Here is a 19544-nt window from a genome sequence, read left to right on the forward strand (position 1 = left end):
TATTAAAAAAGGGCGCGGCGGTCTTTCGACCCCGCGCCCATTCTTTTTGACTGACTTGTAAGGCCTCAGGCCCGGCGCCCGGCCCCCGCCGCGCTGACATTGTCCATGCCCAGCGCCGACAGCGCGCCGCGCAAGATGCCCTCGGCGTCGAGACCGGCCTGGGCGTACATGGCGTCGGGCTTGTCCTGGTCCTGGAAGACGTCGGGCAGGCACAGGGTGCGGATCTTCAGGCCGCGATCCAGAGCGCCGTGCTGGGCCAGGGCCTGCAGCACGAAGGCGCCGAAGCCGCCCATGGAGCCCTCTTCCACGGTGACGATCGCCTCGTGCTCGCGCGCGAGACGCAGCAGGAGATCAAGGTCGAGCGGCTTGGCGAAGCGAGCGTCGCAGACGGTGGCCGACAGGCCGCGCGCGGCCAGCAGATCGGCGGCCTTGAGGCCTTCGGACAGGCGCGTGCCGAACGAGACGATGGCGACGCTGGTCCCCTCGCGGACGATACGGCCCTTGCCGATCTCCAGCGGATCGACGTTAGCCGGCATCTCCAGACCAAGACCCTCGCCGCGCGGATAGCGGAAGGCGCTGGGGCGGTCGTCGATCTCGGCGGCGGTGGCGACCATGCGGGCCAGCTCGACCTCGTCGGCGGCGGCCATCAGCACCATGCCGGGCAAAGCGCCCATGAAGCCGATGTCGAAGCTGCCGGCATGGGTGGGCCCATCGGCGCCCACGAGGCCGGCGCGGTCCATGGCGAAGCGCACCGGCAGACCCTGGATCGCCACGTCGTGGACGACCTGGTCGTAGCCGCGCTGCAGGAAGGTCGAATAGATCGCCGTGAACGGCTTCATGCCGTCGGCGGCTAGGCCCGCGGCGAAGGTCACCGCGTGCTGCTCGGCGATGCCGACGTCGAAGGTGCGATCGGGGAAGGCCTTGCCGAACAGATCAAGGCCTGTGCCCGACGGCATGGCTGCGGTGATGGCGACGATCTTGTCGTCCTTTTCCGCCTGCTTGATCAGTTCCTGGGCGAAAACCTTGGTGTAGCTGGGCGGCCCAGCGGCGGCCTTCTGCTGCTGGCCGGTGACCACGTCGAACTTGGCCACCGCGTGCAGCTTGTCGTCCGCCCCCTCGGCTGGGGCGTAGCCCTTGCCCTTCTGGGTCACGCAGTGGACCAGGACCGGCTTGTCGGCGAAGGCCTTGGCGTTCTTCAGCACGCTGACCAGGGCGTCCATGTCATGGCCGTCGATCGGGCCGATATAGTAGAAGCCCAGCTCCTCGAAGAAGGTGCCGCCGGTGACCATGCCCCGGGCATATTCTTCGGCCTTGCGGGCCGCTTCGCGCATCGGGCTGGGCAGCTTCTCGACTACCGTCTTGCCCAGCTTGCGCACCGAGCGGTAGGCGCCGCCCGAAACGAGGTTGGCGAGATAGGCGCTCATGCCGCCCACGGGGGGCGCAATCGACATGTCGTTGTCGTTCAGGATGACGATCAGGCGCTTGGTCGTGTCCGTCGCCGCGTTCATCGCCTCATAGGCCATGCCCGCGCCCAGCGAGCCGTCACCGATCACAGCGATGACGCTGTTGTCCTCGCCCTTGGCGTCACGCGCGGCGCAAAAGCCCAGCGCCGCCGAGATCGAGGTCGCCGCGTGGGCCGCGCCGAACGGGTCATATTGACTCTCCGCGCGCTTGGTGAAGCCAGACAGGCCCCCGCCCTGGCGCAGGGTGCGGATGCGGTCGCGCCGACCGGTCAGGATCTTGTGCGGATAGGCCTGATGGCCAACGTCCCAGATCAGAATGTCCTTGGGCGTCTCGAACACGTGGTGAAGGGCCACGGTCAGCTCGACCACGCCCAGGCCAGCGCCCAGGTGGCCGCCCGTCACCGACACCGCGTCGATGGTCTCGGCGCGGACCTCGGCGGCCAGCTGTTTCAGTTCGCCGACGGACAGACCTCGCGTATCGGCGGGCGAGGCGATCGAGTCGAGCAAGGGCGTTTTGGAAGGCATGTTTGACAAAAGCGCGGTCAGTTGCGGCGGTCCAGCACGAAATCAACGCTTTCGCGCAGATGTTCGGCCCGTTCGCCAAAGATATCGAGATGGGAACGCGTCTGCTCGGCCAAAAGCGCCACGCGCTCCTTGGCCGCATCCAGTCCCAGAAGGGTGACGTAGTTGGCCTTGCCCTTGGCGGCGTCCTTGCCGCCGGCGGCCTTGCCCAAGGTCTTTTCGTCGCCCTCGGCGTCGAGGATGTCGTCGACGATCTGGTAGGCCAGACCAAGGTCCTGGGCGAAGGCCATCAGGGCGTGGCGCTCGGCCTCCTTGGCGCGGGCGATGATCAGCGGGATCTCGAAGGCGAAGGCGATCAGGGCGCCGGTCTTCAGGCGCTGCATCCGCGCCACCGCGCCCAGGTCGTCGCGGACGCCCAGGATGTCGATCATCTGGCCGCCGACCATGCCGCGCGCGCCGGACGCGATGGCCAGCTTGCGCACCAGCTCCGAGCGGATGTGAGCGTCGTCGTGGGTGTCGGGGTGGGCCATGATCTCAAAGGCGGCCGTTTGCAGGGCGTCGCCCGCCAGGATCGCGGTCGCCTCGTCATACTGCTTGTGCACGGTCGGACGCCCGCGACGCACGTCGTCGTCGTCCATGGCCGGCAGGTCGTCATGGACCAGGCTGTAGGCGTGGATGCACTCCAGCGCGCAGGCCGCGCGCAGCACCGGCCGCTCGGCCAGGTCAAACATCTTGCCGGTTTCCAGCGCGAAGAACGGCCGCAGGCGCTTGCCGGGGCCAAGCGCGGCATAGCGCATCGCCTCGGTCAGGCGGCTTTCCGGGCCATCGGCGCGCGGCAGCAGCTCGTCAAGCGCGACGGTGACGATGTCGGCGGCCTGGACGATCCGCCTGGCCAGATCCTTGGGGGCGAGATCGTTCAAGGGCGGCTCCCCTCGCTGTTCGGCCGAACGCCGCTCATCAGTTGAACTCAGCCGCTTCGGCGGCGACGGCGCCACCAGATACGCCCCCTTGGCCCAGGACGATCTTCTCGACCTTGAGGCGCGCGGCTTCCAGCTTCTTTTCGCAGTGGGCCTTCAGGGCCGCGCCGCGTTCGTAGATGTCGATCGAACGCTCCAGCGGAGCCTGGCCCGATTCCAACTCAGCCACGATCCGTTCCAACTGCGCCAGGGCTTCCTCGAAGCTCAAGGCGGAGATGTCGGCGGAAGGGTTCGTAGCGTCGGTCATTGCAACTCTCAGGTGTGCGGACTTCAACCTAGTGGCCCGCAAGCTCATCGACAACGGCCTAGAGCTTGCCGCGAGTTAAGGGAAGAGGGTTTGAACTCAGGCGCGGTCGAAGCGCTTGATGCTCCAATAGCCGTGGCCCTGGTCTAACAGCTTGGTCAGTCCGCGCTTCTTCAAAGCGTCGGCGATCATCCAGTTGAAGAAGCCGTGGGCCAGCACCAGCACGTTCTGGCCGGAGGCCGAAAGCTCGATCAGCAGGTCCGCGGCCTGCCCGGCGCGGGCCTCGGCCGCCTTCCGCGTCTCCTGGCCGCCGTGATTGTCGAAGAACCACCACCAGAACCGGGCGAAGAAGCCTAGCCGCTTGGGCGACATGCGGATCCAGGTCGGCCAGGGCGGCGGCGGCAGCGGCGCCTCGATAAAGGTCGGGTCGGTGGCGAAGGCGCGCTCTCCGACCACCGCCCGCGCCGTCTCGATCGAGCGACGGCGGGTCGAGGCGATAATCACGTCGGCGTTTTTCGCCAGCTCCACCAGGCTCGGCGGCGGAACCTGGCCGTCCTTCAGGCCGCCCTCCTCGTAGCGCGCCCACCACAGACCGTATTCGGGCGCGTTGAGGCGCACCTTGCGCGACAAGGCCGGTTCGCCGTGGCGAGCCAGCGTGATGACGCCAGGGCGGATGACGGGAGATGCGTGGTCGGCGGGAACGTCGGCCATGTTGAAGAGAAGGCCGGCGGACCGTCCTCTCGTTCCTCCTGAAGAACACTTGTGCGCGGCGGCGGTGATCGCCCCGGCGCCCGCAGGTCGTAGCCCCCCTGGCGCGGAGACACAACCCGCCCCCTCGGCGCCGCCGGGGCTCGCCGGCTTGAAGGCGCCCAGTCCGGCGGCTACTCAAGCGCCATGACCGACACGCTCCGCCGCGCCACGATCGAAGACGCCGACACCCTGTCCAGCCTGGGCGCGCGCACCTTCGCCGAGACCTTCGCGCACCTCTATCCGCCCGAGGACCTGGAGACCTTCCTGGCCTATGCCTACGGCCTGGAGCGGACGCGGAACGACCTGGCCCATCCCGAGAAGGCCTCTTGGATCCTGGAGGACGAGGACGGCGAGGCCATCGGCTACGCCCTCGCCGGCCCCTGCGACCTGCCCCACGACGACGTGATGCCTGGCGATGGCGAGCTCAAGCGGATCTATGTGCTCAAGACCCATCAGGGCGGCGGGCGCGGCTCGCGCCTGCTGAACACCGCCCTGGAATGGCTGGAGAAGGACGGCCCTCGCCCCCTGTGGATCGGCGTCTGGTCCGAGAACTTCGGCGCGCAGCGGCTGTATGGCCGGCTGGGGTTCGAGAAGGTCGGGGAGTACCACTTCCCCGTCGGTGAGACGCAGGATCTGGAGTTCATCCTGCGGCGGGGGTGAGCCCCTCCCCCCACCTGACCGCTTCGCGATCGTCCGCCCCCAAAGGCGGGCGGAAGGCGATCCTTCTTCCCCCTCCGGGGGAGGAGCGCGAAGCGCGGAGGGGGCAAGTTTTCCAGCTTGGTTGCGTCCGCCCTCGGAACACAGCACAATCCGAACAACCGTTCGAAAGCCGCGCCGATGTTCCTTCGCTTCTTCAGAGCTCCGCCAGGCCAAGGTTCCCGTCAGCCTGCGCGAGTACCTCCTGCTGATGGAGGCGCTGGACAAGGACGTGATCGACCGCACCGTCGAGGACTTCTACTTCCTGTCGCGCGCCAGCCTGGTGAAGGACGAGAAGAACGACAATCGACAAGTTCGACAAGTTCGACCGCGTCTTCGGCCACGTCTTCAAGGGCCTGGAGACCGTCAATGAGGGCCTGACCGCCGACATTCCCGAGGAATGGCTCAAGGCCCTGACCGAAAAGTTCCTCACCGACGAGGAAAAGGCCCAGATCGAGGCCCTGGGCGGCTTCGAGAAGCTGATGGAGACACTGCAGGAGCGCCTGCGCGAGCAGAAGAAGCGCCACGAGGGCGGAAACAAGATGATCGGCTCGGGCGGGACCTCTCCGTTCGGTAACAACGGCTATAATCCCGAGGGCGTGCGCATCGGCCAGGACAAGAGCCGCCACGGCCGCGCGGTAAAAGTCTGGGACAAGCGCGAGTACAAGAACCTCGACGACTCGGTCGAGCTGGGCACCCGCAACATCAAGGTCGCCCTACGCCGCCTGCGCAAGTTCGCCCGCACCGGCGCGGCCGAGGAACTGGACCTGAACGGCACGATCAAGGGCACCGCCGAGAAGGGCTATCTGGACATCCAGCTGCGCCCCGAGCGGCGCAACGCCATCAAGGTGCTGATCTTCTTCGACATCGGCGGCTCGATGGACGGCCACATCAAGCTCTGCGAGGAGCTGTTTTCCGCCGCCAAGACCGAGTTCAAGAACCTGGAATTCTACTACTTCCACAACTGCCTCTATGAGGCCGTCTGGAAGGACAACAAGCGTCGGCACGCCGAGAAGATTCCGACCTTCGACGTGCTCCACAAGTTCCCGGCCGACTACAAGATCATCTTCGTGGGCGACGCGACCATGAGCCCCTACGAAATCACCTATCCGGGCGGCAGCGTCGAGCACTGGAACGAGGAGCCCGGCGCGATCTGGATGCAGCGCGTCACCGACATCTATCAGAGCTGCGTCTGGCTAAACCCGACGCCCGAGCGGCACTGGGACTACACCCAGTCGATCGGCGTGATGAAGCAGATCCTGTCTGACCGCATGTACCCGCTGACCCTGGAAGGCCTGGACAAGGCCATGCGGGAGTTGGTGCGGGGCTGAGGGCCAGCCTCCCCGATCTCAGGCTAACGGCTTGACGAAGTCGCCGCGCTGAAGCCCACTGAATCTCCCAAGGGTTGATCCAGCCATGCATCCACGCCTCCTGCCCCTCGGCCTCGCCTGCGTCCTGATGGCCGCATCCCAGCCAGCCCAAGCCGAGCGTCAGCGTGGCGATGAAAGCTGGGGCCAGACCGGGGTGTCGTTCCTTCAGTACCGCACCGACGCGGTCGAGTGCGCCTATCGGGTGGGTCAGGACGCGCCGGTCGACTATCCGAAGGTCGACCTGATCTTTTCGACCAACATCGTGATGCCGGGCGCGGAGACGGACGTCGACATGCCGATGCGCGAGATGGTCGACGCCGCCTCGCCCAATCCGCAGCGCATGACGCGGCCCTGGCGCGAGATTTCCAGCCAGCTGCAGGCGCCGCTGGCCAAGTGCCTGGGTGAGCGCGGCTACAAGCGCTTTCGCCTGACGAAGGACCAGATCAAGGACCTGGGATCGCTGGCGGTCGGCTCCAAGGCAAGACAGGCCTATCTCTGGAACCTGGCGGTCAATCCTCAGGTCCAGAAGCGTCAGGCCCTGCGCCGCTAGCCGCCTAGCCGCCGAGCGGCTTCATGCAGGCGGCCTCGATCACGCTTTCGTCGAAGGCGCCGGGCTCGGGCTTGGTCCACTGACGATCCTCGAAGGCGTAGGCCGTCTCGGCGCCCTTCAGATTGTTCTCCGGATAGCGATAGACCGCCAGACTGCGGAAGGCGCGCGCCTCGCAATCGACATCCTGGACCATTCGCTCGGACATAAAGGTAAGGCCCGCCTCGGTTCTCGGCTCGCGAAACTCGTGCCGCACCCAGACCTGGCGCCAGGCTTGCCCGGGCGGGCTCTTGCCGGCCTTGGCGAAGGCGATGACCGTCCTGTCCTGCCCCACGCCCAGATAGGGCCAGCCGATGCCTTCGATCCGGGTCGACCACTTGGGCGCGGGCGAGGTCTGGCGATCGGGAGCGGTGATCGTGACGGAGTCGACCTTGGACGAAGCGCTCTGATCGGCGGGCGCCGACGGCGCCGCCTGCCCCGCCAGCAGCATCAAGGCCATCAGTATGCCGATCATGGGTCACTCCCCGCCCGTTTTACGGGAAAGCCTAAACGCGAACGTCGTTAGGCGCTACAGACGCGATCTTGACGCTTGCGCCAAATTCGAACAGCCGTAAGACTTCCCCGTGGGTAAAGGGGATTATGTAGTGAGTCCGACGACCGAAGCCGCCGCCTCCATCGAAGCCGAAGGCGCGGAAACCGAAGCCGCCACCAAGAATCTGGTCTTCGTCGCCGCCGAGCGGCTGTTCGCGCTGCACGGCTTCCAGAACGTCTCGGTGCGCGACATCACCGCCGCCGCCGGCGTCAACCTGGCCTCGGTGAACTATCACTTCGGCTCCAAGGACGCGTTGCTGTTCGAGATCTTCAAGCGGCGCACGGCCGAGCTCAATCGCGAGCGGGCCAAGATGCTGCACGAGGCCAACGACCGGAACGGCGGGTCGCCGCCGCTGCGCGAGATCCTGGCCGCCCTGCTGACTCCGCCCCTGCGCTGGCTGGCGCCGGACCACGAGCGCCGCATCTCACTGCAGTTCCTGATCCGCGCCCGCAGCGAAGGCACCGACGAAATCCGGCAGGTTCTGAAGACCGACGTCTCGCACCTGCGCCGGTTCTCCGACGCCCTGCTGCGCGCCCGTCCGGACCTGTCGCCGGAAGAAGTCTACTGGCGGCTGCACTTCACCTTGGGCATGCTGCATAACAACCGCTTCGCCGAGTTCGACCGGCTGAACGTGCTGTCGGAAGGCCAGACCAGCGAAGCCGACGTGTCCGCGCTGCTGGAGCGGATGCTCAACTTCGCCGAGGCCGGCTTCCGCGCTTAAGGGCAGGCGGAACCCAAGTCTCGGTCGTGCTTTAGGGTTCGACATGGGACGGCTGCGCATCCTGCATGAGACGCGGTATTACTATGAACGGCCGGTGGGCTTTGGCCCCCAGCGGCTGATGCTCCGGCCGCGCGACAGCCACGCCCTGCGGATCGTCGAGGCCTCGCTTCGCCTGTTCCCGCCGGGCGACACGCGCTGGAGCTACGACGCCAACGGCAACTGCATCTGCCTGTTCCAGCCGAACGGCAAGGCCGACGCCATGCGAGTGGCCAGCGAGCTGATCATCGACCGCTATCCCGCGCCCCTCGTCCCGCAGCGGATCGAGAACCCCGACACCCTGACGCCGATCGTCTACGCCCGGGAAGACCGCGCGACGCTGGAGCCGTTCATCGCCCCGGTGACTGACGATCCGGACGCGGTTCTACTGCGCTGGCTGCGAGGCTTGGCCAGCCCCAAGGACGAGCCCGCCCTGGCCTTCCTGCTACGCGTCAACGACCTGATCCATAAGCAGTTCGACTACCGCGCCCGCGAGGAGGCAGGCGTCCAGACGCCCGTCGAGACTCTGCAGAAGCGCAGCGGCGCCTGCCGCGACCTCGCATGGCTGATGGTCGAGGGCCTCCGGCGTCTCGGCTACGCGGCCCTGTTCGCCACCGGCTATATCCACTCGCCCAACGCCCAGATCCGGGGCGCAGGCGCAACCCACGCCTGGTGCGAGGTGTTTCTACCGGACCTGGGCTGGCTGGAGTTCGATCCGACCAACGGCCTGGCGGAATCGCCGGACCTGATCCGGGTCGCCGCTACGCGTACGCCCGCCCAGGCCCTTCCGGTCTCGGGCGCGATCCTGGGTGATCCGGGCAAGTCGCGGCTTCAAGTGTCGGTGGACGTGCGACTTATCAATGAAATCGGCCACGCGGCGTGATAATGGTTAACGGCATAAGGGAGGACAGACGATGACGAGCGGCTTCCAGAACCAGAACCCGATGACCAATGTCTGCTTCCCCAAGGCCGAGCCCAAGCCTCAGCACGGCCAGAAGCCGGACGAAGCCTGCGTGAAGCTGAAGGAAAAGCGGACCTTCCAGCCGCGCCCCGGCCACTGACGCTCGCCAACTGACACTTTTGGGTCCCTGGACCCGCGTCCCGCACGGGCGTAAAGCGCCCTCGTGCCCGATCCTTCCCCAGAGCCACAAGCGTCAGAGTCACAGACATCTCCGCTGTCGACACGGCTGGTGTCGATCGCCGTCGCCAGCGCGCTTCTGATGGAGTTCATCGACTCCACCGCCCTTTCCACGGCCCTGCCGACCCTGGCCCGCGCCTTCGCGGTGGACCCGATCCATCTGAAGCTGGCCCTGACCTCTTACATCCTCGCGCTGGCCGTCTTCACCCCAGCCAGCGGCTGGGCGGCCGAGCGGTTCGGCGCGCGGCGGGTCTTCCTGTCGGCCATGGCGGTGTTCCTGCTGGGCTCGGCGCTTTGTGGCCTGTCGCGCAATCTGGAAGCCCTGGTAGCTTCGCGCATAATCCAGGGCCTGGGCGGGGCGATGATGACGCCCGTGGCGCGGCTGATCGTGGTGGGCGCAACACCCAAGGCGCGGCTGCTGTCGGCCATGGGCTGGTTCACCATGCCCGCCCTGGTGGGCCCCTTGATCGGCCCGCCGATGGCCGGCCTGGTGCTCAGCGTCGCCGAGTGGCCATGGATCTTCTACATCAACCTGCCGGTAGGCCTGCTGGGCGCGATCGCCGTGCTGCGTTTCGTGCCGGCAAGCGAGCCTCAGCCAGACCTGGGGCGCTTCGACACCCTCGGTTTCGCCCTCTCGGCGGCGGCGATCAGCGGGTTGGTCGTTGTGGCCGAAACCGCCGGCGTCGGTCTGCTGCCAGCCTGGTTCCAGATCGCCTTGCTGGCGGTCTCCATTGCCTGCGGCCTTGCCTATCTGAAGGTCTGCCGACGCACCGGCCGTCCGATCCTGGACCTGTCCCTGCTGCGTTATCCGACCTATCGCGCCAGCTTGCTGGGCGGGACCCTGGTGCGGCTGGGCATCGGCGCCAGTCCGTTCCTGATGCCGCTCTTGTTGCAAGTCGCCCTGGGCTGGAGCCCGCTGAAGGCCAGCTTCGTCACCCTGACCGCCGGCGTCGGCGTGCTGATCGCGCGCCCGTTCGCGGCGGCGGGACTCCGACGCTTCGGCTTCCGCACCTCGCTGGCCGTCTTCGTCACCCTGACGGCGCTGTTCACCGCCGCGCCCGGCTTCTTCACCCCCGAGACGCCGATGGTCGTGATGATCACGGCGTTGCTACTGGGAGGCTTCTGCCGGTCGAACCAGTTCATCGCGGCCAACACCATCGCCTATGCCGACGTGCCCGACAGCCAGACCGCCGCCGCTTCGACCCTGTCGGCCGTGATGCAGCAGATCGGCCTGGCCCTGGGCGTCAGCTTCGGCGGCGTGATGCTGCACCTGGCGCGCGGTTCGGACGGAGCCCTGACGCCGGACCGGTTCGTATTGCCGTTCGTGGCGATCGGCGTGGTGACCTTGCTCGCCCTGCCCATCTATCTGGCGCTGGACAAAGACGCCGGCGCGACGATCAGCGGCCGAGCACGGTCAGCCTAGAGGGGCGGAGACTTCGATCAGGCCCGCGCCGAGGCGATGCGGGCCCGGGCGATCTCGTCGGCGACCACATTGGCCGGGCGCTTCTCGGCGATCGACTGGTCGATCACCTCGGCCAGGGTCAGGGCCAGGCGGTCGAGCTTGGTCGCGACCCAGTCGCCGTCGAACGAACCGCCAGCTTCCAAAGCCCGGATCTCGCCGGCGACGTTGATGATGCCGCCGCCATTGATCACGTAGTCCGGCGCATAGAGCAGGCCGCGCTCGAACACGGCATGGCCGATCGTGGCGTCGGCCAGCTGGTTGTTGGCGGCGCCGGCGATGATCTTGGCCTTCAGGCGCGGCAGGGTCGCGGCCGAGATCGCGCCGCCCAGGGCGCACGGGGCGAAGACGTCGGCCTCGACATCGAAGATGGCGTCGGTCGGTACGATCTGGGCGCCGGTCTTGGCGGCGACTGCCTCGAGCGCGGGCTGGTTGACGTCGGCGATGGTCAGGCGCGCGCCGGCGGCGTGCAGCTTCTCGGCCAGATACGCGCCGACGTGGCCGACGCCCTGGATGGCGACGTGCACGCCGTTCAGGTCGCGGTTCAGCGCCCGCTCGACGCAGAGACGCACGCCGCGGAACACGCCCTCGGCGGTGACCGGCGACGGATCGCCCGAAGCGGCGGCGTGGCCTTCCAGGCCGGCGACGAAGCGGGTGGTCTTGCGGGTGCTTTCCAGGTCGGCCGGCGAGACGCCGACGTCCTCGGCGGTCCAGTACTTGCCATTCAGGCTGTCGACGGCGCGACCGAAGGCCTCGAACAGTTCCGGCGTCTTCTGGCTGCGGCTGTCGCCGATGATCACGGCCTTGCCGCCGCCCAGGTCCAGCTCGGCCATGGCGTTCTTGTAGGACATGCCGCGCGACAGGCGCAGCGCGTCGGTGATCGCCGCATCGGCGCTGGAATAGTCCCACATGCGGCAGCCGCCGGCGGCCGGGCCACGCGCGGTGGAGTGGATCGCGATGATCGACTTCAGACCGGTTTTTTCGTCGAAGAACGCGTGAACGCCTTCGTGTCCCTCGAAATCGGGGGAATCGAACAAGGTCATGCCGTCGGTCTCGTATCAGCCAGGATGAATGTGGCGCGGGGTTTACGCCCCCTCGCCGCGCCGAACAACCCTCAAGGCCGCCGATGCGACATCTTCGGCTTGCCGGACTTGGGCGGGTCCAGAGCGGCCATGGCTGCGGCCGACTGTGGGATGGCCAGCGCGCCGGACGGGGGCCAGACGGCGGGCGAGCCTCTCAGGAACGCCTCGGCGTCGGCCCAGACCCGATCGGCCTGACGGTCCACCAGCAGCAGATGGTAGCCGTCGGCGTAGTAGGCCGTGCGCGCCTGGGCCGGCAGGCGGCGAACCGCCTCCACGGTCGGCTCGCGAGGAATGATCTGGTCGCGGGCGCCGTAGAACCAGGCGGTGGGAACGTGGATCTGATCGGCCGACCGCCAGCCCCGCTCCATCAGGCCGACCAGGCCATAGATCGCGTCGGACCGCGCGCCCCAGATCATCAGCCGGTCGCGGCCCATCCGGCGCAGCTCGTCGATGTTGTCACTGGCCATGATCTCGCGCGCCAGCCAGTCGGGCGGCTTGACGACCCACTCGCCTATCAGATGCGCCGTGGCCCACAGGCTGACCCGGTTCGGCAAGGGCTGGTTCGACCAACCCCACACCGCCGGCGCGAACAGCATCAGCTTGTCGACCGGCGGCGGATCGCTCGAGGCCATAGCGCAGATGGCCAAGGCGCCGCCCATGCTGATCCCGGCCAGGGCGACCTTGGCGTTCGGATGCCGCTCGCGGACCGCCGCCACCAGGGCGCGGACGTCTTCCAGGACGAGATCGGTCGGCGCCCAGACGCCGCGCTCGGGCGAGCGCCCGAAGCCCCGGACATCCAGGGCGTAGGTCGCGATCCCCCGCTCCGCCCACCAGCCGGCCGCTAGGTGATAGGCGTTGGCGTAATCGTTCATGCCGTGCAGTCCGACCACCACCCAGTCAGGCTCGCCGGCCGGCAACCAGCGCATCAGGCCCAGCCGCGCGCCGTCGAAGCTGACGAAGACGTCGTCCACCAGGCGCGGTCCGCGAAAACCGAGGGTGGCGACCTCCGGCCTCTGCGCCAGCGGCGCGCAGGCGGAAAGGCACAGGGCCGAAGCGGTCAGGATCAGGGCGCGGCGGTTCATGGCGCGAGGATTTCCGCGATCCGCTGGCGAAGATAAGGCGTCACCTCGGCCTCGAACCACGGATTGCGCTTCAGCCAGGCGGTGTTGCGCCACGACGGATGCGGCAACGGGATGATGTTTGGCCCGAACTCGCGCCAGGCGGCGACGGTGTCGGTCATGGTCCTGCCGGTCCGGCCCGGCAGCGCCCAGGCTTGCGCGTAAGACCCGACCAGCAGCGTCAACTCGACGTTCGGAAGCTGCTCCAGCAGCCGCGCCCGCCAGGTCGCGGCGCAACGCGGCGGCGGCGGATAGTCGCCGCCCTTGGGGTTCGTGCCGGGAAAGCAGAAGGCCATGGCCGCGACGCCGATCTCGGGTCGGCCATAGAAGGTCTCGCGGTCGATCCCCATCCACTGGCGCAGGCGCACGCCCGACGGATCGTTGAACGGCAGGCCAGTCTCATGAACCAGCCTTCCTGGCGCCTGGCCGGCGATCAGGATGCGGGTCTCCTCGCGGACGCGCGTCACCGGCCGGGGCGTGTGCGGCAGGTAAGGCGCGCAGGCCCGGCAGGCGGCGATGTCGGAGAGGAGCGCGTCGAGCGGCATGGACGTGGATTTAGGCGCGAGGCCTCGGATACCAAGTCTCGCCGCTTGATCTGTCATCCCGGGCGAAGACCCGGGACCGCCGAAAATGCTGAGCTTTCCGAGGTCCCGGCTCTCCGCTTCGCTGCGGCCGGGATGACAGGATGGATCACTCCTCGTCGCCGCCAGCTTCGTCCTCGAACGAGGTCGGGTCTCCCTCCATCCGCAGGCGGATGCGATAGACGCCCCGGAACTTCTCAGGGTTTGTCGGCTTGTTGTGGCGCAGGATGACGACCTTGCCCTCGCGGGCCAGTTCGATGGCGTTGGTGCGCACGTGGCCCAGAATCTGCTGCCAGCGCTCGGGCTGGATGGCCTTGGCGACGTTCATCGGGTCGATCGACTTGCCTTCGGGCAGCGCGGCCAGCTGGGACAGGATCGTGTCTTGGATCGGGGTGGTCATGGCCGCTCCCATGCCACGGATTGTCACCAGAGGCGAGACCGGCGCCTTGCACGCCGTCGCCGGGCCATCTAACTGAACGACGATAAGGTCGAGGGGAACACCATGGACGGCGGCAACGAAGTCATCGGCGGACCGCGCCTGATCGAGACGGGCGACTGGGCCGGTTGGCGCACCTGGTCGGGCCTCGATCCGTTCGAGGACCAGTCCGGCCCCTTCTATTTCCGCGAGGGCGAGGACGGTCGCGTCACCACCGCCTTCCGGGCCGAGACCAAGCACATGAACGGCGGCGGCTTCATGCACGGCGGCTGCATGATGACCTTCGCCGACTTCTCGCTTTTCGCGATCGCCTGGAAGGAACTGGCCGACAGCCGCGCCGTGACCGTCAGCCTGAACGGCGAGTTCGTCGGCCCTGCCCGCCCGGGCGATCTGGTCACCGCCACCGGTGAAGTGGTTCGCGCCGGCGGCTCACTGCTGTTCGTGCGGGGCCTGGTCTCGACCGGAACCGGCCCGATGCTGAACTTCTCGGGCGTGATCAAGAAGATCAAGGCGCGGTGAGCTAAACCCCCGCCTTCGCGGCCGGCCGCTCCATCATCGCCTTCAGCCAGCGGTTCACATGGGTCAGCTCCTCGGCCGGCCGGAAGCGGACCATGCGGGCGAAGTCGATGCCCGTGACCGCCAGGATGTCGGCGATGGTCAGGCGATCGGCGGCGATGAATTCGCTCTCGGCGAGGCGGCGGTCGAACACCTTCAGCGCGCGTTCGGCGGCCTTGCGATTGGTCTCGGCGACCTCGGGAACCTGCGTCTCGATCGCGGCCAGCGCCGGATGGCTGTGGCGCACGGCCATCATCAGCGGCGTCGACAGCAGCATCTCGGCCCGCCGCGTCCACATCTCGATCACCGCCGTCTCCAGCGGACCGCGGCCGAACAGGTTCGGCTCGGGTACGAGGCTCTCCAGATAGCGGCAGATCGCCACCGACTCGGTGATGCAGGTGGTCTCGTCGATCTCCAGCGCCGGCACGTTCGCCAGGCCAGCCTTGGCCAGGTAGTCGGGCTGGCGATGCTGGCCGCCGAAGATGTCGACATCGACGATCTCGATGTCCTCGATCCCCTTCTCGGCCATGAACCAACGGACCCGCCGAGGATTGGGCGCGCGACGGCTGTCATAGAGCTTCATAAGAAAAATCCTCCCGGCTTTTGACCGGGAGGATGATCTCATTCCGTGGCGGAACGGAAGCGGCTTAGAGCCCGAACAGCGCCCTGGGCATCAGGCCGATCAGCGAGCCGGTCAGGCAGGTGGCCAGGAAACCGGCCATCATCGCCTTCCAGACCAGGCCCAGGACTTCCTGGCGGCGCTGGGGCACCAGCACCGAGAAGCCGGCCACGTTCATGCCGACAGAGCCGATATTGGCGAAGCCGCACAGCGCATAGGTCATGATCATCCGGGTGCGCTCGTCCAGCGACGTTGCGCCCACCTTGGCCAGCTGGATGAAGGCGGTGAACTCGGTCAGGATCAGCTTGACGCCCAGCAGGCCGCCAGCCGTGCCGGCTTCCTTCCAGGGCACGCCCATGGCCCAGGCCAGCGGCGAGAAGACGACGCCCAGGCCGCGCGCGATGCTCAGCGGCTGACCGCCGACGTCAGGCATGGCGCCCAAGATCTTGTCGACCATGGTGGCCAGGGCCACGAAGACGATCAGCGTCGCGCCGACGTTCAGCGCGATCTGCAGGCCGTCGGTGGTGCCCTTCATGACCGCGTCGATCGAGCTGCCATAGGTCTTGTCCTCGGCGGCGAGATCAAGGTCCGCGCCCTTCTCCATCGGATCGGACGGCACAATGATCCGCGCCAGCAGCACGCCGGCCGGGGCCGAGATGATCGAGGCCGTCAGCACGTGGGCGGCGGCGTTGGGCAGCACGTCTGCCAGGATCGTGGCGTAGGCGACCATGGTCGAGCCCGAGACGCAGGCCATACCGACCGCGATCAGCATGAAGAGCTCCGAGCGGCTCAACTTGTCGAGATAGGCGCGGATGAAGATCGGCCCTTCGATCTGACCCATGAAGATGGTGGCGGCGGTGGCGAGCGCTGGCGGGCCGCGCAGGCCCAGCGTCTTCTGGAACAGCAGGCCGAAACCCTGGGCCAGCCACTTCAGGATCTTCCAGTGCCACAGCAGCGCCGACAGGGCGCAGACGACTAGGATCACCGGCAGGACGCGGAAGGCGAAGATGAAGCCCGCGCCGGGATTGCTGACTGGATAGGGCTGGTCGCCGCCGGCCAGGAAGCCGAACACGAAGGCCGTCCCCGCCTGGGTCGACGAGGCCAGCCCCTCGACCGCGCCGTTGACGCCCTGCATCAGCTTCTGCGCCTGGGGCAGGCCAAACAGCACCAGCACCAGCAGCACCTGGACCACCAGAGCGGCGATGGCCAGAACCCAGGGGAATCGCTTGCGATTTTCGGAAATGAGCCAGCAAAGGCCCAGGGTGAGCGCCAGACCCGCCAGGGCCTGAACGTTCTCGGGACGGAACATCAAGACGAAGACCTTACAAAAGAGCGACGCCCCCGCGACGCCCGCCAAGGGGCGAAATGACACCAAGTCAGCCGTCCCGCGCAAGCGGATTGCTTAGGGAATGGTTGACTCAGCGACAAGTCGCCTAAGTCATAATCTCCTTACCGTCGGGAAGCCGTCACCCTGACGCCAGACGCGCCAGGATGACGGTTGGGGCGTTTAAGCTGTCACGCTGGTTCCGCTGGTGGTCGTTTCGGACGCGGACGACGCGCTCAGCGCGGTTTCCAGTTGCGCCAGCAGCTTCTGCATCAGGTCTGCCGCGGTCGTCGACCCGGACATCAGGCTGGCGACGGACGAGGTCGAGTCGGTGCTCGCCGTCTCGCCCTGGTCGAGCAAGGCGTAGAACTCCCCGCCGCTCAGCGCGCCGTCGCCATCCTGGTCGGCGGCCGTGATCAGGTCGGCGGCGGCGCTGGCGCCGTCCGTGCTGTCCGAGCTGTTGGCGGCGGCCAGTTCGTCGGCGGAGACGACGCCGTCCTGGTTGGTGTCCAGGCTCTCGAAGACGCCGCTTGAGCCGCTTGAGCCGCTGGCGCTGTCCGACGGCGGCGGTCCAGGCGGCGGGCCGCGCATGGCCTGGCTCGACGACGTGCTGGAGGCGCTGGAAATGGCGCTGGCGATCTCGGTCGTCGACAGGGCGCCGTCCCCGTCGCTGTCGAGGGTCGACACGATGTCGGAGGCCATCTGGTCCTCTAGGCCAAGGCCCTTGGCCTCCTCCGGGGCGTTGCTCGCCAGGGCCGAAGAGATTTCGCTGGCGCTTAGTAGGCCATCGCCATCGGTGTCGCCGGCCGACATCACCGAACTGGCGACGTCGTCCACCGACTGGGTCGACAGCAGCGCCGACAGTGTGTCGCCGGCGAAACTTCCGCTGGGCCCGCCGCCGCCGCGCATGGGAGGCGGCCCCTTGGCCTGGCCCGAGCCCTGCAGATCTTGCCCAATCGACTGGAATTCCGTCTGCGACAATTGCCCGTCGCCGTCAGCGTCGGCGGTCTTGAACATGGCCGCCTGCTGAAGCTGGCGCAGCTGCGCCAGGCTCGTAGAGGACGTGGCGCTGGTGACGCTCATATCGCTCTCCCTTGGTTGAAGGCGTCGAAAGGCCGACGCGTGGAGAGTCGAGCGAGAAGTGTTCCAGCTTGCGCCGCATTGCAGGCCAGAAACGAAACGTCGCGACCACAGGATGCTCGCCGCGCGACGCCAGGCCGGCCAACGTCCGAGGCGGCGGGGCTTGTTTCAGCGCCGCAACGCCGCCTTACCCCGATTTAACTTGGACCTTCACCGATCGCCGGTCATTGCTGCCACCTGAGGTTTGGGGAGCGAGAGTCCGAATGTCGTTGGCCTTGTCCACTCTGCTGTACGAGTGGCGTCGTTACATGGCGGCCGTGGTCGCCCTCGCCTTCTCGGGCCTGCTGGTGCTGGCCCAGGTCGGCATGTTCGTGGGGATCGGCAAGGGCTTCACCGCCCAGATCGACCGCGCGCGCGCCGATATCATGGTGCTGGGCCCGGGCGCCAAGGCGCTTTTTGGCGGCCCTTCCGGCCTGCCGCGCCGGATGATCCCGCTGGTCTATAGCCACCCCGAGGTGACCCAGGTCGCGCCGCTGGACGGCTCGGGCGGTCGCTTCCAGAATATCCTGTCGCCCGAGCAACAGGCCAAGGAAGAGGCCCGCGCCAAACGCGCCAGTAAGGGCGAGAAAGGCGCCGGCGGCGGCACGGCTCGCAAGACCGAGTTCGTCAATGTCACGGTCATCGACGCGATCCCTGGCTATGTCACGGTGCCCACCGACTATACGCAGTCGATGATCGAAGCCCTGCGCCGCCCGTATGCGGTCGCAGTCGACGAGACGGCGCTGAAGCGCCTGGGCGTCAAGAAGGGCGACAAGGCGCTCTATAATGGCAAGACGATCAACATCGCCGTCGTCACCCGCGGCTACCCGAACATCATCCAGCCCACGCTGGTCATGTCTCGCGACACGCTGCGCATGCTGGGCGAGGCTGACACCGGCCAGCGCGTCGGCCCGCTGATGGTCGAGATCAAGGACCCCGCCCGCGCCGAAATCGTCGCCGCGCAGCTGAACAAGAAGGCCGACGGCAAGTTCCGCGCCTGGACCCGCCAGGAACTGGCCGACGCCAATTCCAACGCCATGCTCGAAGACCAGATCATCGGCATCATGCTGGGTTTCTCGGCCTTCCTGGGCCTGCTGATCGGGGTGGCCATCACCTGGCAGACCCTGCGCGGCGCGATCATGGCCAACATCAAGGAGTTCGCGTCCCTGCGCGCCCTGGGCGTGTCGATGGGCGACCTGCGCAACATCGTCATGGAGCTGAGCTTCTGGGTCGGCATCGTCGGCGTTCTGGCCGCCGGCCTCCTGACCTGGCTGGTCTCCCTGCTGGCGGTGGCGGGCGGCGTGCCGATGTACTTCCCGCCCACCCTGGTCATCATCGTCGCGGTGTTCCTGATCGTCATCGCCATGCTGTCCGGCTTCCTGTCGCTGGGCATCCTCAAGAACAGCCAACCTGCGGACCTGCTGCGATGAACGGTGACAACGCTCACAAGCGCGGCGAGTCCGCCTTGACCGCCAAGAGCCTGGTCAAGCGGTTCAAGACCGGCCGGACTTTCATCGAGGTGCTCAAGGGCGTGGACTTCGACGCCAAGCACGGCGACGTGACCATGGTCATGGGTCCGTCGGGCTCGGGCAAGTCCACCCTGGTGGCGGCGCTCTCAGGCCTGTTGATGCCCGACGAGGGCAAGGTCTCGGCGCTGGAGGCCAAGGACCTGTGGGCCCTGCCCAAGGGCAAGATCGACAAGTTCCGGCTCGACCACTGCGGCTTCATCTTCCAGGGCTTCAACCTGTTCCCGGCGCTAACCGCCAAGCAGCAGGTGATGACGGTGCTGAAGTACCAGGACGTCAGCCCCGGCGAAGCGGCCAAGCGCGCCCAGGCGGCGCTGGAGTCGGTGGGCCTTGGCCCGCGCGTCAACCAGCGCCCATCCGAGCTTTCGGGCGGTGAGAAGCAGCGCGTCGCCATCGCCCGCGCCCTCGCCAAGAACCCGAACCTGATCTTCGCGGACGAACCGACCTCGGCCCTCGACGGCAAGAGCGGCGAGATCGTGATCAAGCTACTGCGCGCGGCCGCCACCGAGCGCGGCGCGGCGGTGATCTGCGTTACCCACGACCCGCGGCTTGAGGCCTATGCCGACCGCGTCATCCACATCGAAGACGGCCGGATCCTGGACGACGTGCGCCGCACGCCCGACGCCAATCCCGCGCCGCTCAGCCACTGATTTTCTGGGGGAACCTCGA

The 19544-nt window shown here is 67.4% G+C and carries 21 protein-coding genes and 1 pseudogene; 10 read left to right on the forward strand and 12 right to left on the reverse strand.

Annotated elements, in window-relative coordinates; translation table 11 throughout:
- Positions 1–65 precede the first annotated feature (65 nt).
- From dxs to CSW59_RS02390, 4 genes are all read right to left on the reverse strand, one after another.
- A complete protein-coding gene (gene dxs / locus CSW59_RS02375; protein ID WP_099442519.1) occupies positions 66–1988 on the reverse strand; it encodes a 1-deoxy-D-xylulose-5-phosphate synthase in 1923 nt (640 codons plus the stop codon).
- 17 nt (positions 1989–2005) lie between these two features.
- A complete protein-coding gene (locus CSW59_RS02380) occupies positions 2006–2905 on the reverse strand; it encodes a polyprenyl synthetase family protein (protein ID WP_099442520.1) in 900 nt (299 codons plus the stop codon).
- A 37-nt stretch (positions 2906–2942) separates the two neighbouring features.
- Positions 2943–3209: an exodeoxyribonuclease VII small subunit gene (locus CSW59_RS02385; protein WP_099442521.1), complete on the reverse strand. Its 267-nt coding sequence runs from the start codon at positions 3207–3209 to the stop codon at positions 2943–2945.
- Positions 3210–3305: 96 nt separating this feature from the next.
- Positions 3306–3917 (reverse strand): histidine phosphatase family protein, encoded by a 612-nt coding sequence (locus CSW59_RS02390; protein ID WP_099442522.1) that lies wholly within the window; start codon positions 3915–3917, stop codon positions 3306–3308.
- Between the two features lie 183 nt (positions 3918–4100).
- Between CSW59_RS02390 and CSW59_RS02395 the strand changes: the two genes are divergently transcribed.
- From CSW59_RS02395 to CSW59_RS02405, 3 genes and pseudogenes are all read left to right on the forward strand, one after another.
- On the forward strand, positions 4101–4616 hold the full coding sequence (locus tag CSW59_RS02395) for a GNAT family N-acetyltransferase (protein ID WP_099442523.1): 516 nt from the start codon (positions 4101–4103) through the stop codon (positions 4614–4616).
- Between the two features lie 177 nt (positions 4617–4793).
- Positions 4794–5983: pseudogene (locus CSW59_RS02400) on the forward strand (VWA domain-containing protein).
- Between the two features lie 85 nt (positions 5984–6068).
- Positions 6069–6572 (forward strand): hypothetical protein, encoded by a 504-nt coding sequence (locus tag CSW59_RS02405; RefSeq protein WP_099442524.1) that lies wholly within the window; start codon positions 6069–6071, stop codon positions 6570–6572.
- Between the two features lie 4 nt (positions 6573–6576).
- Here CSW59_RS02405 and CSW59_RS02410 read toward each other — a convergent pair whose 3' ends face one another.
- Complete coding sequence (locus CSW59_RS02410) at positions 6577–7083, reverse strand: surface-adhesin E family protein (RefSeq protein WP_099442525.1); 507 nt, start codon at positions 7081–7083, stop codon at positions 6577–6579.
- Positions 7084–7213: 130 nt separating this feature from the next.
- Here CSW59_RS02410 and CSW59_RS02415 point away from each other — a divergent pair, with 130 nt between their 5' ends.
- The 4 genes from CSW59_RS02415 to CSW59_RS02425 all read left to right on the forward strand — a co-directional run bounded on the left by CSW59_RS02415 (position 7214) and on the right by CSW59_RS02425 (position 10479).
- Positions 7214–7882: a TetR/AcrR family transcriptional regulator gene (locus CSW59_RS02415; protein ID WP_099442526.1), complete on the forward strand. Its 669-nt coding sequence runs from the start codon at positions 7214–7216 to the stop codon at positions 7880–7882.
- A 43-nt stretch (positions 7883–7925) separates the two neighbouring features.
- Entirely contained in the window at positions 7926–8801 is an 876-nt protein-coding gene (locus tag CSW59_RS02420) for a transglutaminase family protein (RefSeq protein ID WP_099442527.1), read from the forward strand.
- 31 nt (positions 8802–8832) lie between these two features.
- Positions 8833–8979: a hypothetical protein gene (locus tag CSW59_RS20875; RefSeq protein WP_201722697.1), complete on the forward strand. Its 147-nt coding sequence runs from the start codon at positions 8833–8835 to the stop codon at positions 8977–8979.
- A gap of 129 nt (positions 8980–9108) precedes the next feature.
- Positions 9109–10479 (forward strand): MFS transporter, encoded by a 1371-nt coding sequence (locus CSW59_RS02425; protein WP_236632139.1) that lies wholly within the window; start codon positions 9109–9111, stop codon positions 10477–10479.
- Positions 10480–10496: 17 nt separating this feature from the next.
- On the opposite strand, the gene CSW59_RS02430 is transcribed toward CSW59_RS02425, so the two are convergent.
- The 4 genes from CSW59_RS02430 to CSW59_RS02445 all read right to left on the reverse strand — a co-directional run bounded on the left by CSW59_RS02430 (position 10497) and on the right by CSW59_RS02445 (position 13696).
- Positions 10497–11558, reverse strand: coding sequence for a Glu/Leu/Phe/Val dehydrogenase (locus CSW59_RS02430; RefSeq protein WP_099442529.1), 1062 nt, complete (start codon positions 11556–11558; stop codon positions 10497–10499).
- A 71-nt stretch (positions 11559–11629) separates the two neighbouring features.
- Positions 11630–12679, reverse strand: a complete 1050-nt coding sequence (locus CSW59_RS02435) for an alpha/beta hydrolase (RefSeq protein WP_099442530.1) — start codon at positions 12677–12679, stop codon at positions 11630–11632.
- Complete coding sequence (locus CSW59_RS02440; RefSeq protein ID WP_099442531.1) at positions 12676–13260, reverse strand: uracil-DNA glycosylase family protein; 585 nt, start codon at positions 13258–13260, stop codon at positions 12676–12678. The genes CSW59_RS02435 and CSW59_RS02440 overlap by 4 nt, the downstream gene beginning before the upstream one ends.
- A gap of 145 nt (positions 13261–13405) precedes the next feature.
- On the reverse strand, positions 13406–13696 hold the full coding sequence (locus CSW59_RS02445) for a DUF3253 domain-containing protein (protein WP_099442532.1): 291 nt from the start codon (positions 13694–13696) through the stop codon (positions 13406–13408).
- A gap of 102 nt (positions 13697–13798) precedes the next feature.
- Here CSW59_RS02445 and CSW59_RS02450 point away from each other — a divergent pair, with 102 nt between their 5' ends.
- Positions 13799–14251, forward strand: a complete 453-nt coding sequence (locus CSW59_RS02450) for a PaaI family thioesterase (RefSeq protein ID WP_099442533.1) — start codon at positions 13799–13801, stop codon at positions 14249–14251.
- A 1-nt stretch (position 14252) separates the two neighbouring features.
- Here CSW59_RS02450 and CSW59_RS02455 read toward each other — a convergent pair whose 3' ends face one another.
- The 3 genes from CSW59_RS02455 to CSW59_RS02465 form a co-directional block, all read right to left on the reverse strand.
- Positions 14253–14870 (reverse strand): glutathione S-transferase family protein, encoded by a 618-nt coding sequence (locus CSW59_RS02455; RefSeq protein ID WP_099442534.1) that lies wholly within the window; start codon positions 14868–14870, stop codon positions 14253–14255.
- A 64-nt stretch (positions 14871–14934) separates the two neighbouring features.
- Positions 14935–16215: a NupC/NupG family nucleoside CNT transporter gene (locus CSW59_RS02460; RefSeq protein WP_099442535.1), complete on the reverse strand. Its 1281-nt coding sequence runs from the start codon at positions 16213–16215 to the stop codon at positions 14935–14937.
- Positions 16216–16413: 198 nt separating this feature from the next.
- Positions 16414–17313, reverse strand: coding sequence for an EF-hand domain-containing protein (locus tag CSW59_RS02465; RefSeq protein WP_099442536.1), 900 nt, complete (start codon positions 17311–17313; stop codon positions 16414–16416).
- A 260-nt stretch (positions 17314–17573) separates the two neighbouring features.
- Here CSW59_RS02465 and CSW59_RS02470 point away from each other — a divergent pair, with 260 nt between their 5' ends.
- Both CSW59_RS02470 and CSW59_RS02475 read left to right on the forward strand, forming a co-directional pair.
- Positions 17574–18779 carry an ABC transporter permease gene (locus CSW59_RS02470; RefSeq protein WP_099442537.1) on the forward strand — a complete coding sequence of 402 codons (1206 nt, stop codon included), beginning with the start codon at positions 17574–17576 and terminating at the stop codon, positions 18777–18779.
- The gene (locus CSW59_RS02475; protein WP_099442538.1) at positions 18776–19525 is read left to right on the forward strand and encodes an ABC transporter ATP-binding protein; all 750 of its coding nucleotides are present in this window, start codon (positions 18776–18778) and stop codon (positions 19523–19525) included. The genes CSW59_RS02470 and CSW59_RS02475 overlap by 4 nt, the downstream gene beginning before the upstream one ends.
- Positions 19526–19544 lie beyond the last annotated feature (19 nt).

Origin of the sequence: Caulobacter sp. BP25 (assembly GCF_002737755.1) — a bacterium.
In the GTDB taxonomy this organism is placed as follows: domain Bacteria; phylum Pseudomonadota; class Alphaproteobacteria; order Caulobacterales; family Caulobacteraceae; genus Caulobacter.

Excerpts from the sequence above, each read along its gene's own strand:
- CSW59_RS02385 (WP_099442521.1), bottom strand. The coding sequence starts at position 3,209 with ATGACCGACGCTACGAACCCTTCCGCCGACATCTCCGCCTTGAGCTTC.
- CSW59_RS02470 (WP_099442537.1), top strand. The coding sequence starts at position 17,574 with ATGTCGTTGGCCTTGTCCACTCTGCTGTACGAGTGGCGTCGTTACATG.
- CSW59_RS02465 (WP_099442536.1), bottom strand. The coding sequence starts at position 17,313 with ATGAGCGTCACCAGCGCCACGTCCTCTACGAGCCTGGCGCAGCTGCGC.
- CSW59_RS02450 (WP_099442533.1), top strand. The coding sequence starts at position 13,799 with ATGGACGGCGGCAACGAAGTCATCGGCGGACCGCGCCTGATCGAGACG.
- CSW59_RS02410 (WP_099442525.1), bottom strand. The coding sequence starts at position 7,083 with ATGATCGGCATACTGATGGCCTTGATGCTGCTGGCGGGGCAGGCGGCG.
- CSW59_RS02435 (WP_099442530.1), bottom strand. The coding sequence starts at position 12,679 with ATGAACCGCCGCGCCCTGATCCTGACCGCTTCGGCCCTGTGCCTTTCC.
- CSW59_RS20875 (WP_201722697.1), top strand. The coding sequence starts at position 8,833 with ATGACGAGCGGCTTCCAGAACCAGAACCCGATGACCAATGTCTGCTTC.
- CSW59_RS02445 (WP_099442532.1), bottom strand. The coding sequence starts at position 13,696 with ATGACCACCCCGATCCAAGACACGATCCTGTCCCAGCTGGCCGCGCTG.
- CSW59_RS02455 (WP_099442534.1), bottom strand. The coding sequence starts at position 14,870 with ATGAAGCTCTATGACAGCCGTCGCGCGCCCAATCCTCGGCGGGTCCGT.
- CSW59_RS02440 (WP_099442531.1), bottom strand. The coding sequence starts at position 13,260 with ATGCCGCTCGACGCGCTCCTCTCCGACATCGCCGCCTGCCGGGCCTGC.
- CSW59_RS02390 (WP_099442522.1), bottom strand. The coding sequence starts at position 3,917 with ATGGCCGACGTTCCCGCCGACCACGCATCTCCCGTCATCCGCCCTGGC.
- dxs (WP_099442519.1), bottom strand. The coding sequence starts at position 1,988 with ATGCCTTCCAAAACGCCCTTGCTCGACTCGATCGCCTCGCCCGCCGAT.
- CSW59_RS02405 (WP_099442524.1), top strand. The coding sequence starts at position 6,069 with ATGCATCCACGCCTCCTGCCCCTCGGCCTCGCCTGCGTCCTGATGGCC.
- CSW59_RS02475 (WP_099442538.1), top strand. The coding sequence starts at position 18,776 with ATGAACGGTGACAACGCTCACAAGCGCGGCGAGTCCGCCTTGACCGCC.
- CSW59_RS02430 (WP_099442529.1), bottom strand. The coding sequence starts at position 11,558 with ATGACCTTGTTCGATTCCCCCGATTTCGAGGGACACGAAGGCGTTCAC.
- CSW59_RS02420 (WP_099442527.1), top strand. The coding sequence starts at position 7,926 with ATGGGACGGCTGCGCATCCTGCATGAGACGCGGTATTACTATGAACGG.
- CSW59_RS02395 (WP_099442523.1), top strand. The coding sequence starts at position 4,101 with ATGACCGACACGCTCCGCCGCGCCACGATCGAAGACGCCGACACCCTG.
- CSW59_RS02460 (WP_099442535.1), bottom strand. The coding sequence starts at position 16,215 with ATGTTCCGTCCCGAGAACGTTCAGGCCCTGGCGGGTCTGGCGCTCACC.